General features: G+C 54.9%; 12 protein-coding genes. 6 read left to right on the top strand and 6 right to left on the bottom strand.

All coding sequences use genetic code 11. The annotated features are described in order from the left end of the window. Window positions 1-54: 54 nt before the first annotated feature. From coaBC to AC13DE_RS15260, 3 genes are all read right to left on the bottom strand, one after another. Window positions 55-1,248, bottom strand: a complete 1,194-nt coding sequence (coaBC, locus tag AC13DE_RS15270) for a bifunctional phosphopantothenoylcysteine decarboxylase/phosphopantothenate--cysteine ligase CoaBC (RefSeq protein WP_483048318.1) — start codon at window positions 1,246-1,248, stop codon at window positions 55-57. Window positions 1,249-1,414: 166 nt separating this feature from the next. After that, window positions 1,415-2,767 carry an ATP-binding protein gene (locus AC13DE_RS15265; RefSeq protein WP_483048317.1) on the bottom strand — a complete coding sequence of 451 codons (1,353 nt, stop codon included), beginning with the start codon at window positions 2,765-2,767 and terminating at the stop codon, window positions 1,415-1,417. Continuing rightward, a complete protein-coding gene (locus AC13DE_RS15260; protein WP_483048316.1) occupies window positions 2,764-3,429 on the bottom strand; it encodes a response regulator in 666 nt (221 codons plus the stop codon). The genes AC13DE_RS15265 and AC13DE_RS15260 overlap by 4 nt, the downstream gene beginning before the upstream one ends. Window positions 3,430-3,510: 81 nt before the next feature. Here AC13DE_RS15260 and dsbD point away from each other — a divergent pair, with 81 nt between their 5' ends. The 5 genes from dsbD (at window position 3,511) to AC13DE_RS15235 (ending at window position 9,365) form a co-directional block, all read left to right on the top strand. Then, on the top strand, window positions 3,511-5,349 hold the full coding sequence (dsbD, locus tag AC13DE_RS15255) for a protein-disulfide reductase DsbD (RefSeq protein WP_483048315.1): 1,839 nt from the start codon (window positions 3,511-3,513) through the stop codon (window positions 5,347-5,349). Window positions 5,350-5,443: 94 nt separating this feature from the next. Further along, window positions 5,444-6,076 carry a DsbA family protein gene (locus AC13DE_RS15250; RefSeq protein ID WP_483048314.1) on the top strand — a complete coding sequence of 211 codons (633 nt, stop codon included), beginning with the start codon at window positions 5,444-5,446 and terminating at the stop codon, window positions 6,074-6,076. A 79-nt stretch (window positions 6,077-6,155) separates the two neighbouring features. After that, the gene (locus AC13DE_RS15245; RefSeq protein ID WP_446296067.1) at window positions 6,156-6,722 is read left to right on the top strand and encodes a L,D-transpeptidase; all 567 of its coding nucleotides are present in this window, start codon (window positions 6,156-6,158) and stop codon (window positions 6,720-6,722) included. A 149-nt stretch (window positions 6,723-6,871) separates the two neighbouring features. Beyond that, complete coding sequence (locus AC13DE_RS15240) at window positions 6,872-7,633, top strand: substrate-binding domain-containing protein (RefSeq protein WP_483048313.1); 762 nt, start codon at window positions 6,872-6,874, stop codon at window positions 7,631-7,633. Window positions 7,634-7,922: 289 nt separating this feature from the next. Further along, window positions 7,923-9,365: a bifunctional metallophosphatase/5'-nucleotidase gene (locus AC13DE_RS15235; protein WP_483048312.1), complete on the top strand. Its 1,443-nt coding sequence runs from the start codon at window positions 7,923-7,925 to the stop codon at window positions 9,363-9,365. A 22-nt stretch (window positions 9,366-9,387) separates the two neighbouring features. Here AC13DE_RS15235 and AC13DE_RS15230 read toward each other — a convergent pair whose 3' ends face one another. Further along, on the bottom strand, window positions 9,388-10,797 hold the full coding sequence (locus tag AC13DE_RS15230; RefSeq protein WP_483048311.1) for a sensor histidine kinase: 1,410 nt from the start codon (window positions 10,795-10,797) through the stop codon (window positions 9,388-9,390). A 165-nt stretch (window positions 10,798-10,962) separates the two neighbouring features. Between AC13DE_RS15230 and AC13DE_RS15225 the strand changes: the two genes are divergently transcribed. Further along, window positions 10,963-11,664: an acyl-homoserine-lactone synthase gene (locus tag AC13DE_RS15225; protein WP_483048310.1), complete on the top strand. Its 702-nt coding sequence runs from the start codon at window positions 10,963-10,965 to the stop codon at window positions 11,662-11,664. A gap of 74 nt (window positions 11,665-11,738) precedes the next feature. On the opposite strand, the gene AC13DE_RS15220 is transcribed toward AC13DE_RS15225, so the two are convergent. Then, the gene (locus AC13DE_RS15220) at window positions 11,739-12,215 is read right to left on the bottom strand and encodes a hypothetical protein (protein WP_483048309.1); all 477 of its coding nucleotides are present in this window, start codon (window positions 12,213-12,215) and stop codon (window positions 11,739-11,741) included. Window positions 12,216-12,431: 216 nt separating this feature from the next. After that, window positions 12,432-13,796 carry a cytochrome P450 gene (locus AC13DE_RS15215; protein ID WP_446296074.1) on the bottom strand — a complete coding sequence of 455 codons (1,365 nt, stop codon included), beginning with the start codon at window positions 13,794-13,796 and terminating at the stop codon, window positions 12,432-12,434. Window positions 13,797-14,183: the final 387 nt, after the last annotated feature.

Below are 14,183 nucleotides of genomic sequence, written 5' to 3'. Positions count from 1 at the left end.
TTGGCCGACCATTCCAAATGGTTAAAAATCCTCGCCGAAGGCATAAAATCCCTGTTATTCCAAAGCCTGCGATATCCGCAACGCAAGCTGCTGTGCGACTTGATCCTTACCCATCCGAGGCCAGCTTTCCACGTTGTCGTGGGTGATCAGAACCACCGCATTTTCAGCGCCCCCCATGATACCGGTGCCCGGTGAGACATCATTGGCCACAATCCAGTCACAACCCTTGCGCAAACGTTTTGCGGTTGCGTTGGCGACGACATCGTTGGTTTCGGCAGCAAAGCCCACAACCAATTTCGGACGTCCAGCGCCCATATGACTGACTGTTTTCAGAATGTCCGGATTCTCCGTGAATCCAAGCACCGGCAAACCATCTTGGGTTTTCTTCAACTTGCGGTCGCTTGCGCTGGTCACCCGCCAATCGGCCACGGCGGCGGCAAACACACCGACGTCGACGGGCAGGGCAGCCTCCACAGCTTGTTGCATCTGCACCGCCGTTTGCACCCGCACCACCTCGACCCCCATCGGCGGGGCGACCTCGGCTGGCCCGGTCACGAAAACAACGTCAGCCCCGAGATCGCGCAAGGCGCTGGCTATGGCCGTTCCTTGTGCGCCTGACGACCGATTGGCAATGTATCGAACGGGATCTATGGGCTCATGGGTCGGCCCCGACGTCACCAATATCCGTTTGCCTTTCAATCGACCGTTGCCAAAATGTGCATCTACCGCCGCCACGATCTCAAGCGGTTCGGCCATACGGCCCGGGCCATATTCACGACACGCCATGTCGCCCTCGTTCGGGCCGATGACTGCCACGCCGTCACCGCGCAGGGTATCAAGATTGCGTTGCGTCGCGGCGTGGTTCCACATCCGCACGTTCATAGCCGGAACAATCATGACCGGTTTATCGGTCGCCAGCAAAAGCGTGGAGGCCAGGTCATTCGCCAACCCTCCGGCCATCTTCGCCATCAAGTCCGCAGTTGCCGGGGCAACGACGACCAAATCCGCGACACGGCTTAGTTGGATATGGCCCATTTCCGCCTCGTCGCCCAGATCGAACAGATCCCGGTAAAGCTTTTGACCCGCCAATGCGGACACGGATAACGGCGTCACGAACTCCTCTCCGGCACGGGTCAAAACCGGTGTAACCGTGGCCCCGCCTTCGCGCAGCCTGCGGATCAGGTCAAGCGATTTGAATGCCGCGATACCGCCGCCGATAATCAGCAGAATATGTTTGCCAGCCAACATGATCGCCCTCTTTGCCGTCACTGGATCGGACCATAGGCAGGTCTAACCGTTTCTTCCAGCCCCATCATGCCGCTTGCCATCCCTCACCCGCGGGTACATTTTTTACCGCACCGGGCAGGCATTTCGTGCACCGCGTACTTTTCTCGCGGTCCGCCCGCTCCGGCAATCAGTCGACCGGTATCATCAAGGTGACGGTCTCGCCTCCCTCGGGGTGCCGTTGGAAACTGATATCACCGCCTAAGCGCTCTAGCGCCGCTGCCACAATAGAAAGCCCCAGCCCGCTGCCGCCTTCCTTCGCGCCTTTTCCCCGGTAAAACCGCGCCGATATCCTGGGAATCTCCTCCGCGGGTATTCCGGGGCCCATATCATGGACCGAAATGTGACATCTGCCGCTTTCGTTGGTAAGGGAAATATCCACCGAAGCACCGACGGGGGACGCATGTATGGCGTTCTCAACCACGTTTCTGACCGCCACCGACAGCAGCACAGCGTGGGTACGCATGACGGCTTCGCTGTGATCGGTGAATCCGATCGCGACCTGCTTTTCCGCTGCGGTCCGCGCCAAATCCGACGCCACGGCCTGAATTATCTTCGCCACCTGCCCCTTGCTTTCGTCTAAGGCATCATCGCTATCCAGCGAGGCGAGCGCCAGCAACTGCCTGACCATTCGATCAGCGCGCCCCACCCCATGCTGGATCTGATCGAGTGCGCGCAGACGGGTGTCCTTATCCGGTGCCATCGCCGCAACCTGCGCCTGGGTCTTTATCGCGGCCAAGGGGGTCTTCAACTCGTGCGCCGCAAACGAGGTAAAGCTTTTTTCTCGATCTCGCATCACGGTGACCCGTGAAAACAGACCATTCAGCGCATCACCCATCGGTTTTATCTCTCGGGGGAGCGGGGCCACCGACACCGGGCTAAGGTCTTCAGCGGGCCGTTGCGACAAAGCGCTTGCCAAGCGTTCAAGCGGGGCCAACCCACGCTGGACACTCACCAATATCAATACCGCCATGATCGGCAGCACCAGCAGCGCCGGCAGAGCCAGCCCCCTGGTGACATCCTCTACCAGGCGGTCGCGCACCTTATAGCTGTCACCAACCATGATACGCATTCCCAACGCTTCGTTGACGACCGAATACACCCGCCATTTTTCTCCGTCGATCACATTGGTGCTGAAACCGGTATCCCGGTCGGTCAGCTTGCCTTGGGGCGCACTGCCCGAACTGCCGACAAGTGCGCCGTTGAGCGACCAGATCTGGCACGATAGCTTGTGCGAGTAATCCGTCTCCAAGATGCCATCGGTTTTTGCTGCCCCCGTCGCTGCTACGGCTATGGTGTTCAGATCAATCCTTTGATCCGAAAGCAATGACGATACCATCTGCCCGGCTTCGGCCAGTCTGGCGTCCAGGACTCTTTCAACTTTGCCACGGGTAGATTGCTGCACCCAAACGAAAGCGGACAGCCACACCAAAGATGTCGCCGCCACAAGGATGATAAACAAACGGAACCGGACAGAATTCATTGACCCGCCCCCGCCAGCCGATAACCAGCGCCCCTGACGGTCTGGATGAAACCTGCACCAAGTTTCACACGAAGTTTGTGGATATGGACTTCGACAGCATTGCTTTCCACGCCATCCTGCCAGCCATAAAGACGATCCTCAAGCACGGTTTTCGACAAGATGGCGCCCGGCCTTTCAAGCAGCGCCCTCAATATGGTGAACTCCCGCGGAGAGAATTCGATGGTGCAATTGTCTTTGTGGCCGATCATTCGCGCCGGGTCCACTGCAAGACCGTTCCACCGGATAAACGATTCGGCCCTGCCTTCCGCCCGCCGCACGATTGCTCTCAGGCGGGCCGAGACTTCGGCAAGGTCAAACGGTTTGCCCAGATAATCATCGGCCCCCAGATCAAGCCCGGCCACCCGGTCTTGGGTCTGATCCAGCGCGGAAAGCAAAAGGGCAGGTGTGTTGTCACCCTGCGATCGAAGCTCTGAAAGCAGCTCCAGCCCGGTCCCATCAGGCAGCATGATATCAAGCACGATCGCAGAATACCCCCCATGGGCCAGCGCTTCTCTGGCATCCGCGACCGTTGTGACCAATTCAGGCGTCAGACCCGACAACCGCAAACCGACCGACAATCCGTCTGCCAGGGTTTCATCGTCTTCAACAATAAGAATGCGCATTGAGAAGGGGTCCTTTGTTCATATCCCCGATGGGTCACTCACCTTAAGCCTCACTTAAGGCAGTCATAGGACGTGGGCCCTATGATACATAGTCAAAATCTCAAGCGGTTCGCGCTGTCGTCATTGATAACTGCCTGTCTGGCGGTCATTTCCATGTTCCTTTCCGGTGCGCCCACGCAAGCCCAGTTGCTTTTGACGGAGCGGGCAGCGCCGATGCAGGTCGCCGATGCTTTCAAGCTGGAGGTAAGGGACCGAGACGACGGGACACGCGAACTGACTTGGGAAATCGCGAAAGGGTATTATCTTTATCGCGACTATCTTGCGGCCGAGACAGACGCAGGTACCAAGGTGCCGCTGGTGTCGCCGTCCGGTATCCCCAAAGATGACCCGACTTTCGGCTCAGTCGAAGTATACTATGATCTGGTGCAGGTAGACCTGGCTGCGGCGGAGGGGCCTGTGACATTGACCTATCAAGGCTGCCAGGAAGACGGCATCTGCTATCCCCCTGTTACACGCACTTTGCCCGCACTGGCCGCCTCGGCGCAGGCACTTGCTTCGATCCCCGCGGATAAACAACCCATCGAGACCGAAGCTACAAAGGATCAAAGCTCGCAGTTGACGCTTTCCCAAGATGGTGGGTTGATCGAGGGGCTTCGCCAGCGTGGCGGCGTCTTGTTCGTGCTGGCCGGCTTTTTCGCTTTCGGGCTACTGCTGGCTTTCACGCCATGCATGTTCCCGATGTATCCGATCCTTGCAGGTCTGCTGTCGGGCCAAGGGCAAAAGCTCACTGCGCGGCGCGGCATAACATTGTCGAGTGTGTACGTCCTGGCAATGGCAAGCGCCTTTGGCTTGCTGGGTGTGGCAGCGGCCTGGTCGGGGCAGAACTTGCAAATCGTTTTGCAGTCGCCGGTCGCTATATATGTGGCTGCGGCTGTGTTCGTCATTCTGGCGCTGTCGATGTTCGGGCTGTTCGAAATACAGCTGCCCGCCGCCTGGACAAGGCGCATATCGGCGGTCGGCACGTCGTCGGGCGGAACTCTGGGGGGTGCCGCCGCCCTTGGCTTCAGCTCGGCCTTGATCATGGGCCCCTGCGTGACGGCCCCCTTAGCCGGCGCGTTGCTGTACATTGCGGGAACGGGCGATGTGGCGTTGGGTGCCGCTGCTCTGTTTGCGTTGGGGCTGGGGCAAGGTGTCCCGCTGCTTGTCGTGGGGGCACTGGGCGCACGGGCTTTGCCGCGTGCAGGAGGATGGATGCAGGGGTTCAAGCTGGCCTTTGGTTTCATCTTTCTGGGCATGTCGATCTGGCTGATCGGCCGCGTGTCGGCGGGGCCCGAGATATTGGCCCTGTGGTCCGCGCTGTTGATCGGTGGTGGGATATTTGCCGGAGCGATGGATCTGTTGCCCGTAAACGCCGGCCCGGTACGACGCTTGATCAAGACCGCCGGAGTATTTTCTTTGCTTGCAGGCGCGATCATGCTCTTCGGCGCGGCTTTGGGGGGCGACGATCCCATGCGCCCGCTTGACCGACTTCGGGCTTCGGCAGGAAGCGGTGAAGGTCCGGAAAAATCGGTGAACTTTGTCACTGTCGTATCAAGGCAGTCCCTTGAGGCCGCATTATCGAACGGTGCTGCAAAACCATCGTTGATCTACGTCACTGCGGATTGGTGCGTGACCTGCCGCGTGATCGAACGTGAAGTCTGGGCGGACGCGTCCGTTCAGGCCGCGCTTTCGCAGATGACGGTGATTGCCGCGGATGTGTCCGACTTTGGCCCCGAAGGACAGGCCATGCTGGACCAGCTGGGGGCGGTTGGGCCGCCGACGATGATTTTCTTGAACAGCGACGGTAAAGAGCCCCCCAACACGCGTATCGTCGGGGATACGACCGTCAAAGCCGTCCTCTCGTCCACCGGGATGCTGTGATGAACAGCGTTGCCGTCAGCTGGGCCGCCTGTTCACGCTGCTAACAGCAGCCAAACGTACAAGATAGAAAAAACAACCATAAAGGAAAAACCATATGACACGTATTACACGCCGCGAAGCGCTTACCGGAACCGCCGCAGCCGGATTGGTCACGATGGCCGGCTTCAGCTTTTGGCCCGGTCAATCGGCCGCTCAAGATCAGGAACTGACAGTCGAGGACGTCTTGTTTGACCCAGCAAACCCGGTGATGGGCAACAAGGATGGTGATGTCACGATCGTCGAATTCTTTGACTATCAATGCCCCTATTGCAAAGCCAACCATCCTATCCTGAAAGACGTAGTTGAAAACGACGGTAACGTCCGGCTGGTCATGAAGGATTGGCCGATATTCGGGGCCCCCTCGATCCTCGCGGCACAGCTTGCGCTTGGCGCATCCTCGCTGGGTCAATATAAAACCGCCAGCGATGCGCTGATGGAAACGGAAGGCCGCCTGTCGAAAGAGCTTATTCACGACACCCTTACACTTGCCGATCTGGACGTTTCCGCGCTTGAAAAAGCTTACGAGGATTCCCGCGAGAAGTGGGATGGATTGATGGCTCGCAATAGCCGCCAAGCAACGCTATTAGGGCTTCAGGGTACACCGGCCTTTATCATCGGAAAAACGATCTACCCGGGTTCAATGTCCGATGAGGCGCTGCGCGATGCCATCGCAAAGGCGCGGGCCTGAAGCGAAGGCCTTAAGCTTCGCTAAAGGTAGACACTGTTTAGCCGCACGACATCGGCAAGCAAAAAAAGAGGTGAGCACAATGAAAAACCTAATAACGCGTCGGGGGGCTCTGATGTCCGGCATCGCTATGGCGGGGTCTCTTGCGGCCCCGGCCATCTTGCAGGCTCAGGCCGCGCCGACAACCAACCGCCGCAACATTTCCAGTTTCTCGACCCAGAACTGGCAGGATCATTTCGACGATCTTGGTGTCGCCACCATCGTTGCTGATACAGGTTCAAGAGCATTGCATTACTGGAACAGCACCGGTGACGATTACCGGGTGTATCCTACGTCGATCCCGATCTCGGAAGAGCTGACGAAACGGGGCTACACCAAGATTGTCCGCAAGAAAGTCGGACCCGACTGGACACCGACAGCATCAATGATGGCGCGGTTTCCCGAATATCGCTACATGCCACCCGGCCCCGATAACCCATTGGGCACCCACGCTATGTATCTTAGCTGGCCCGCCTATATCATTCACGGCACCCATGACACCCGCAAAATCGGGCGGCCTTCGTCAGACGGTTGCATCGGTCTTTATAACGAGATGATTGCGCAGCTGTTCGAGATTTCGCCAATTGGCACTCAGGTACGGATTATCTGAACCCGGTAACACCTGCCTTGCTGCTGTCATAATCCACGGCCTCGAGGTTTAGTGCCTTCCGACGTTTATTTCCTACCGATGCATTTGGCCCGGAACAAATTCACTTAGCTGAATGTTGTACTTTCATTCAGTTAAGTGAGGATACGGGAATGGTCGCCAAAGGTTACAAGGTCGCGTTCGCTTTTGCAGGTCTGATATTTGCATCAACGGCACAGGCTGACATCGCTATCTACGGCCCGGGTGGCCCAACCCCGGCTTTCAAAGAAGCTGCCAAGGCTTTTGAACAGCAATCCGGTATCGGCGTAGCCGTTACGGGCGGGCCCTCTTCAAAATGGATGGAAGACGCCAAAACCCAGGCCGACGCTATTTACAGTGGCTCTCAGAACATGATGGACGATTTTATCGTCGCGCATGGGACTATTCTCGCTGAGACGGTCGAACCTTTGTACCTGCGCCCATCGGCCATTCTGGTACGTAAGGGGAACCCAAAAGGGATCAAGGGCATCGCCGACCTGGTTGACCGCGAGCTTGGGCTAATGGTGGTGGATGGTGCCGGTCAAGTTGGCATGTGGGAAGATGTCGTTGGCCGCATGGCTGACGTAACGGCCATGCATTCGTTTCGCGCGAACATCGACTATCTGGCCCCGAACAGTGGTGACGCACGCGACACTTGGAAAGAAGACCCGAGCCTTGACGCATGGTTGATCTGGAACCACTGGCAAATCGACAACCCCGATATTGCCGATATGGTCCCCACGGAGCCGGAGCTTACAATTTACCGAGACACCGCCATCGCCCGGACCGAAAAGGGTCGGGATAACGATGAGGTGACCCAATTCATCGAATTTGTCAAAAGCGATGAAGGCGCCAAGATATTTGGGGCGCACGGGTGGCAGCATAGTTTTAATTAACCCCCTGCAAGGCGGACATGACGACGCCGCGTCGGGAAAGGATGGGAGAGGACAAATGATGACCACACTTTTTGCCACTGTCGTTTTATGCGGCGCGACGACGCTTCTGGTTTCACACGCATCACCCTGCCGGGCGGTCAGAAAGGCACGTTCCACAAGCACAATGTAAAATTGGGGCACAATGTAAAATTGGGGCGTCAAAAAAACTGCGTCTCCGGCTGCGACTGCCACACACGTAATGGATAGAGGCGCAGATTGCGGTCCTATCGTACTAGAGGGACTGCCTGACATGGCGACCATCACGCTGCTCCAGTTGAACGACCTTCACGGCTACTTAACCCCGCATCCCGAGCTAGTCTGGGGTGCGGCGGGGCCGGAGTTCCCCAAGCTGGGCGGTCTTGCACGGATCAAGACACTGTTCGACCGCATGCGCGCGGATAACCCCGGCGGTGTGGTCGCGCTGGATAACGGTGACACGTTCCACGGGACACATCTGGCGGTGTCGACCAAGGGACAGGCGTTGGTTGCGCCTGTCAATGCTTTGGGGTTGACGGCAATGACCGCGCACTGGGAATTTGCATGGGGCCCCGACCACGTTCACCAGCTTGCTGCGCAGTTGGACCATCCTTTGTTAGCGGCGAATTGCTATTCAAAAGCCGATGGGTCGCGTCCGTTCCCTCCAAGTTTGGAACTGACGGTTGCAGGCATCGCCGTCGGCATCATTGGCATAGCAGCAACCATCATCGACAAAACCATGCCCGATCATTTTTCCGAAGGTGTCCGGTTTACGGATGGCGTGGAAGAAGCTCGCGAACAATCTGCGCGGTTGCGTAAAAACGGGGCCGAACTGATTATCGTGCTTTCACACCTGGGCCTTCCCCAGGATATCGAGTTGGCCAAGCAAGTTCCGGAGATCAATGTTATTCTGAGCGGCCATACACACAACCGACTGGCGGAGCCGGAACGGGTCGGGGACACGGTGGTCATACAGTCGGGTTGTCACGGCGCGTTCATCGGCAGACTGGATATTGATATTGAACACGGCAGAATTGTCCAAAGTCGACATGCGCTGATACCGATCGATGACAGTATTCCCGAAGATGATCAGATGGCAGGCTTGGTCAATGAAGCCCTTGCCAAAGGCACCGACCTCTCCGAGGTGATCGGTCATACGCCCCGCCACCTGCATAGAAATACCTGTCTTGACGCTCCCATGGACGATGTGTTGCTAGCGGCCGTAGCCCGGACGGGCGGTACCGACATCGCGTTTTCAAACGGGTGGCGCTATGGGGTGCCGATACCAAGCGGCGACGTAACCCTCGAAGACCTATGGGACATCGTACCTATGAACCCTGTCGTTTCGACAGTCACGATGACGGGTCGTGAAATCTTGGCGATGATGGAAGAAAGTATCGAACGTACATTTGCCTGCGATCCGTTCGGCCAGATGGGCGGGTATTTGAAAAGGTTCAGGGGAATGACATTTCATGTAAAGCTTGAAAACCCGGCTTCGCGAAGGATCGTAGGCGCGTTCGTTGGTTCGGACCCGCTGAAAAGCGGACAAAGCTACGCTGTTTCGTTTATCACCTCTCAGGGTGTGTCAAAAAAATATGGCACGAACAGGAAGGCTCTGGAGATTCACGCGATAGATGCGTTGAAAACGTGGTTCGAAAATCCGGAATGGGATGATGTGCAAATCGTTCCGGGATCGGGGCGTGTTTTGATCGTCTAGCGGACATTCGCATCGGGGCAGTTTAAGGTAATGTGATCGCGCTCGAATTACCTTCGTGATCCGGGATCGCAGATTTCAATCGCACGTAAAACGTTGATCCGACCCCCAGCGTGCTTTCATAATAGATAGTTCCGCCATGCGCCTCGACAATCCGTTTTGAAACGGCGAGCCCCAGTCCGGTACCCTGAAAGCGGCGCTGGTCACTGGAATCAATCTGCCCGAATTCTTCGAATACCTTGGTTTCGCTATTTTCAGGGATGCCTATGCCGTTATCCTGGACGGAAAGCACAACGTCGTCGCCATCACGCACAAGTTTTACATGAATATCATCGTTCGAATTGGAAAACTTGGCGGCATTCGATAGTAAATTGGTAACCACCTGATCCAACCGTTTCTTGTCACCCACGATGTAGAACTGATGGGGATTAATATCGCATACCACCACCACACCAGTGGTTTGGGCATATGCATGGAATGACGTCACGGCATCATTCACCACATTTCCCAGATCGATCCTGGTCATATCAAGCGAAAATTTCCCGGCATCCGATGACTGGAGCAACAGAAGATCGACGACGAGGTCGTTCAACCGATTGCTGTTCCTTCCGGCCATTTCCAACAGGCGCGCCATCTTTTCGGGGATTTCCCCGGAATTACCAGAGTTTATGATATCCAGCGCACCCTTTATCGAAGTAAGCGGGGTACGTAATTCATGACTGACCGTGGCAAGAAAACGGGTCTTGGCTTCGCTCGCAGCCAAGGCATGTTTATGTTCAATTTCCAGTGCGAGCCTGCTTTTGAGAAGGGATGAGTACCCGATCAAAAAGCTGCGTGCCAGCTCTAGAATGAACCCCACAACGAAAAGTACAGTAAATAGATTGAGCCATATTTCAGACGTTATCGGCGGCCGCACAATCCACACGTCGCGGATAGGAATATACAGGATAGCGACAACATAGATAAAAAGCCTGAGCCCTAAAATTGGAAGAAACTGGTGGTTGTTCATGGCTGCGAAAATGGACGCCGAAACCAACAGGAATAGTGGAAGAAAGTGGTTGCCGCCGACACCTTGCTGAATGGCAATAGCCACGCAGAAAAGCGCAATCGTGGCCGCGCTTAATGCCGTTGCCAAAGCTACGTGAAATGTAGCTTTGCGGATGTTGATCGATTGGTCACGCGCCGTCCGCACGATGTAACGCAATAGCAGGACATCATATATTTCCCACGCGATGATGGCGACAAAGAATAGCATCGCAACGGTTGGATCATAGTAAAACCCGGCCAGAAAAACCGACAGCGAATAGATTATGGTTCGCTGCAACGACAATTTCTGCCCAACGTGGGCATAGTCTTTCAGACGTTTGATGCGCGAATGGATATCGTTAGACAACTCAATGCCATTTTGTTCAATATCCTTTCCCTTAGCTTCCATCTGTGGGTATCCTATCGGCCGCGTAGCGGCGGTGCAGTGTTACAATTTAGCCATGGTTCAACTCTAAATGGAATTTTACTGTACCAAAGTGTCAAAAAAAAGGCTGTATAGATACTGTTAACGTTTACAATATGTCGCATAATCGCAAAAAACAGGCAATAAAAGATGGGTTTTCACGCAGTAAAAGCCTCCGAACAACAATCCGTTGAAATTGGCATAGCAGATGCGAAGCGTGCGGGTGAACAAAAGGCAGTGCAAAACCGCCCGACGTTTGCCGCGAGAATTGAAGAAACAGTGGTGTGTGTGGAAAATCAACATCGCTACGGCCAGCTTTATGTGGATTTTCTTCGGGCTCGAAAAACGGTCTTTATCGACCAAAAGGGTTGGGACCTGCCGCAAACAGACGGCATGGAGTTCGATCAGTACGATACCCCGCAAAGCCGATCTGTTGTGATACATGAATACGGCCGGGTCCTGGCGGGCGTTAGGCTTTTGCCGACAACTGCGCAATGTGGTTGTTATTCCTATATGCTTAAGGACGCCCAGCGCAGCTTACTTCCGAATATTCCGGAATATATTCTTTACGAACCGGCACCGGTGGCGGCCCATGTCTGGGAAGCTACCCGTCTTTTCGTCACCAGGAACGAACCTGCCGAACGTCGGCTGATTATTCAGACTAAGTTAATAAAGGCCATGGCCACCGCAGCAACAGAACAGGGCGCGACCCATGTCATCGGCATCGTTCCCGCAGCTTTTCAACGATGGATGAACCGTTTGGGCCTTAGCGCACTGCCCGTAGGGCCCAAACTGAACATCAGCGGCGATCACATACAAGCAGCTGTAATGTATGTCGCAGGTCAACTTTAGGGCTAAAGGTATTGCGGCGTACTGTCAGGGTGTTCACAGGGATCGAAACAATCATTGGGCACAATTAGCCGAAGTTAGTCCGCAGCCTGAAAAGTAGGCAGGCCCGGTTTGATAGCTCGATATGATCTGGAAACAAAAGTCTCTACTGCAATTACGTTTCGACGCTTGTGCCGTTTTTTATATATAAATTTAGCGTATCTCGCCAATATTGGAGTAAATATCCCGGCATCAATAATGATCCGATCAACCCACACTGCGCCGCCGTTCATCGGTTTAATATGCAGGCGGTGACGCCAAAGTCGCATGGCACCGTCAGTCTCCTTGCTTTCTATTATCCTGGCGGCGGGGCATATCATTCTGACCTCTACTTGATGTTTTCTGAATTTGAAATAACCACCGACCGCCATCGCGGTATAATAGATGCCGCCTTTTTGCAGCCGGTCGGTTGAAGAACCATCTGGCCCAGGCACCTTTTCTGCAAGACAGGCGCACTCAAACAGTTGATCAGCACTTTCAAGGTATCGCCCCTTGATAGTCACTTCTCTGGACATGATTGGCTCTCCCCTTGATAGCACATCCGAAACCGTCAGACGCAACCCGGCAACAGCCAACCCAATGGCTGTTCGATTACCCTGATTTGGTAAGAACTATTCAGTATTTGGGGCGGTAAAATGGCGATATTTGGCTATTGTCATGGCTGTTAATCGCCTGCGTCGCCAGGGGGGCTTCACTTGACGCCATACGATCTGGCGGCTTCAATCTGCCAGTTAAACCGGTGTCGATTTCAGGATAAGCGGGCCGCCGGGGCGCATCGTGAATGTCAGGTTTGGCGGCGCAACTGGGTGGTCGCTCATCGAGAATGACGCCCGCCTCAATGCAGACCCTAGAAGAACCATAATTTCGGTTTCTGCATATTGTGCACCGATGCAAATGCGTGGCCCGTCCCCGAACGGAATGAATTGACCGCGCGAGTACTTTTGGTCGAGAAACCTCTCAGGTTTATACTGACTTGCTTGTTCCCACAGCAATTCATTACGATGTAAGGAATAGACTGGAAACATGATAACGTCGCCTTTTTTAAAGGTTACGCCTTTGATTTCGGTTTGATCGGTCGCATCGCGTGCAAAGAGCGCACCAGCGGGGTACAGGCGTAATGTTTCAAGAACATGCGCCTTAAGTCGCGGCATTTTTGAAAGCGTTTCAAAGGTAATCGGCCCCGTTGGACAAGCTTGTTTCACTTCATCTCTCAACGTTTCCTGTACCTCGGGATGCATTGCCAACAGATAAAGCGCCCAAGCCACCGTATTTGCAGATGTTTCATAGCCGGCGGCAACAAACGTCAGCAAGTTATCGACCGTGGTTTCGACATCTTCCTGATCGCTTTCAAGAGCTTCGATAAGCAAATCCAGAAAATCTTCGGGTTCGGCATGTCGTTGCGCCTGCCGATTGGCGATAACTTCGCGGGTAAGCTGCCTAAGGTCGGTGATGGACTTTTTGCTTCTGAGCCATTTCAGGCGAGGCAACCACGACGGCAACCCCATCAGATCGAATAGCGACATATAGCTGATATAGTCGGTGAAACTACGCATCCCTTGGCGAATATCCTGTTTCGACACTGTCTCACTGCCAGAAAACATTACCCTTGAGATGTTTGCCAAAGTCGCTTCCTGCGTGGAGTCCGCAACATCGACTTCACCCTCAGCGCGCGCAAAGAAGCTGGCGAGTTCTTCTCCGGTCGCTGCAAAATGGCTGGTCAGCACCGGCAGGTTACGGGCCGCAAACAGCGGGGCATACCGGTGTCTTTGCGCCCGCCACTGTTCGCCCTCTGCCAAGATCATCCCGTTACCCACCGCAGCGCCAATGACGTTTCGGGTGAATTGGGATTTCGGGAACCGCCGCCCCACCCCTGCCAAAAGTTCGGTGACCATTTCCGGATCGCAAACATAGTGAATATTCGCGGGGCCCTTCAGATACTTTTGCGTCCTCGTTGCATCAGGAATTACCGAGAAGATATTTTTGCCTGCTTTTTTCGCAAAATCGATTAGACTGACATCGTCTACAGCCAACTGCGCCGCCACCGGCTGACCGGAGCCTCCGAGCGCTTTCATCACTGTATTTGACTTCTCCATCATGCCCAATGCCTTATCTCCCCTTGCCCGCGCGTTTTCTCGTTTTGCGAACCTTGATACGTTATAGATAATTTAGCCATCAAATTAACAACAAAAGTACACTGCACGTTTCAAAACCGCACATTTTTAGCGACCCCCGATGTGTGGCGAGCTCAACGCCTAGTCAACCGTAATTTCTATATACCTAAACGATCACCAGCAGCCATGGCTTGCCCTTCGGGATATCGACACAAACAAGGGCTGGAACCCGAGCCGGCAAACGGGAAAAGGATGCACCCAAGCCAGGTACATCCTCAATACTTACCCACCAATAAAACAGAACAATAACTGCGGTCTGCGGCAATCGCTTTCCCCGAACACCTGGGAACGGCGCAATGTCGTATCCGATAG

The organism is Sulfitobacter sp. L-8 (assembly GCF_056859255.1).
This window is presented reverse-complemented; position numbering and strand designations above follow the sequence as displayed.

Excerpts from the sequence above, each read along its gene's own strand:
- AC13DE_RS15215 (WP_446296074.1), bottom strand. The coding sequence starts at position 13,796 with ATGATGGAGAAGTCAAATACAGTGATGAAAGCGCTCGGAGGCTCCGGT.
- AC13DE_RS15250 (WP_483048314.1), top strand. The coding sequence starts at position 5,444 with ATGACACGTATTACACGCCGCGAAGCGCTTACCGGAACCGCCGCAGCC.
- AC13DE_RS15260 (WP_483048316.1), bottom strand. The coding sequence starts at position 3,429 with ATGCGCATTCTTATTGTTGAAGACGATGAAACCCTGGCAGACGGATTG.
- coaBC (WP_483048318.1), bottom strand. The coding sequence starts at position 1,248 with ATGTTGGCTGGCAAACATATTCTGCTGATTATCGGCGGCGGTATCGCG.
- AC13DE_RS15235 (WP_483048312.1), top strand. The coding sequence starts at position 7,923 with ATGGCGACCATCACGCTGCTCCAGTTGAACGACCTTCACGGCTACTTA.
- AC13DE_RS15225 (WP_483048310.1), top strand. The coding sequence starts at position 10,963 with ATGGGTTTTCACGCAGTAAAAGCCTCCGAACAACAATCCGTTGAAATT.
- AC13DE_RS15230 (WP_483048311.1), bottom strand. The coding sequence starts at position 10,797 with ATGGAAGCTAAGGGAAAGGATATTGAACAAAATGGCATTGAGTTGTCT.
- AC13DE_RS15220 (WP_483048309.1), bottom strand. The coding sequence starts at position 12,215 with ATGTCCAGAGAAGTGACTATCAAGGGGCGATACCTTGAAAGTGCTGAT.
- AC13DE_RS15265 (WP_483048317.1), bottom strand. The coding sequence starts at position 2,767 with ATGAATTCTGTCCGGTTCCGTTTGTTTATCATCCTTGTGGCGGCGACA.
- AC13DE_RS15245 (WP_446296067.1), top strand. The coding sequence starts at position 6,156 with ATGAAAAACCTAATAACGCGTCGGGGGGCTCTGATGTCCGGCATCGCT.
- AC13DE_RS15240 (WP_483048313.1), top strand. The coding sequence starts at position 6,872 with ATGGTCGCCAAAGGTTACAAGGTCGCGTTCGCTTTTGCAGGTCTGATA.
- dsbD (WP_483048315.1), top strand. The coding sequence starts at position 3,511 with ATGATACATAGTCAAAATCTCAAGCGGTTCGCGCTGTCGTCATTGATA.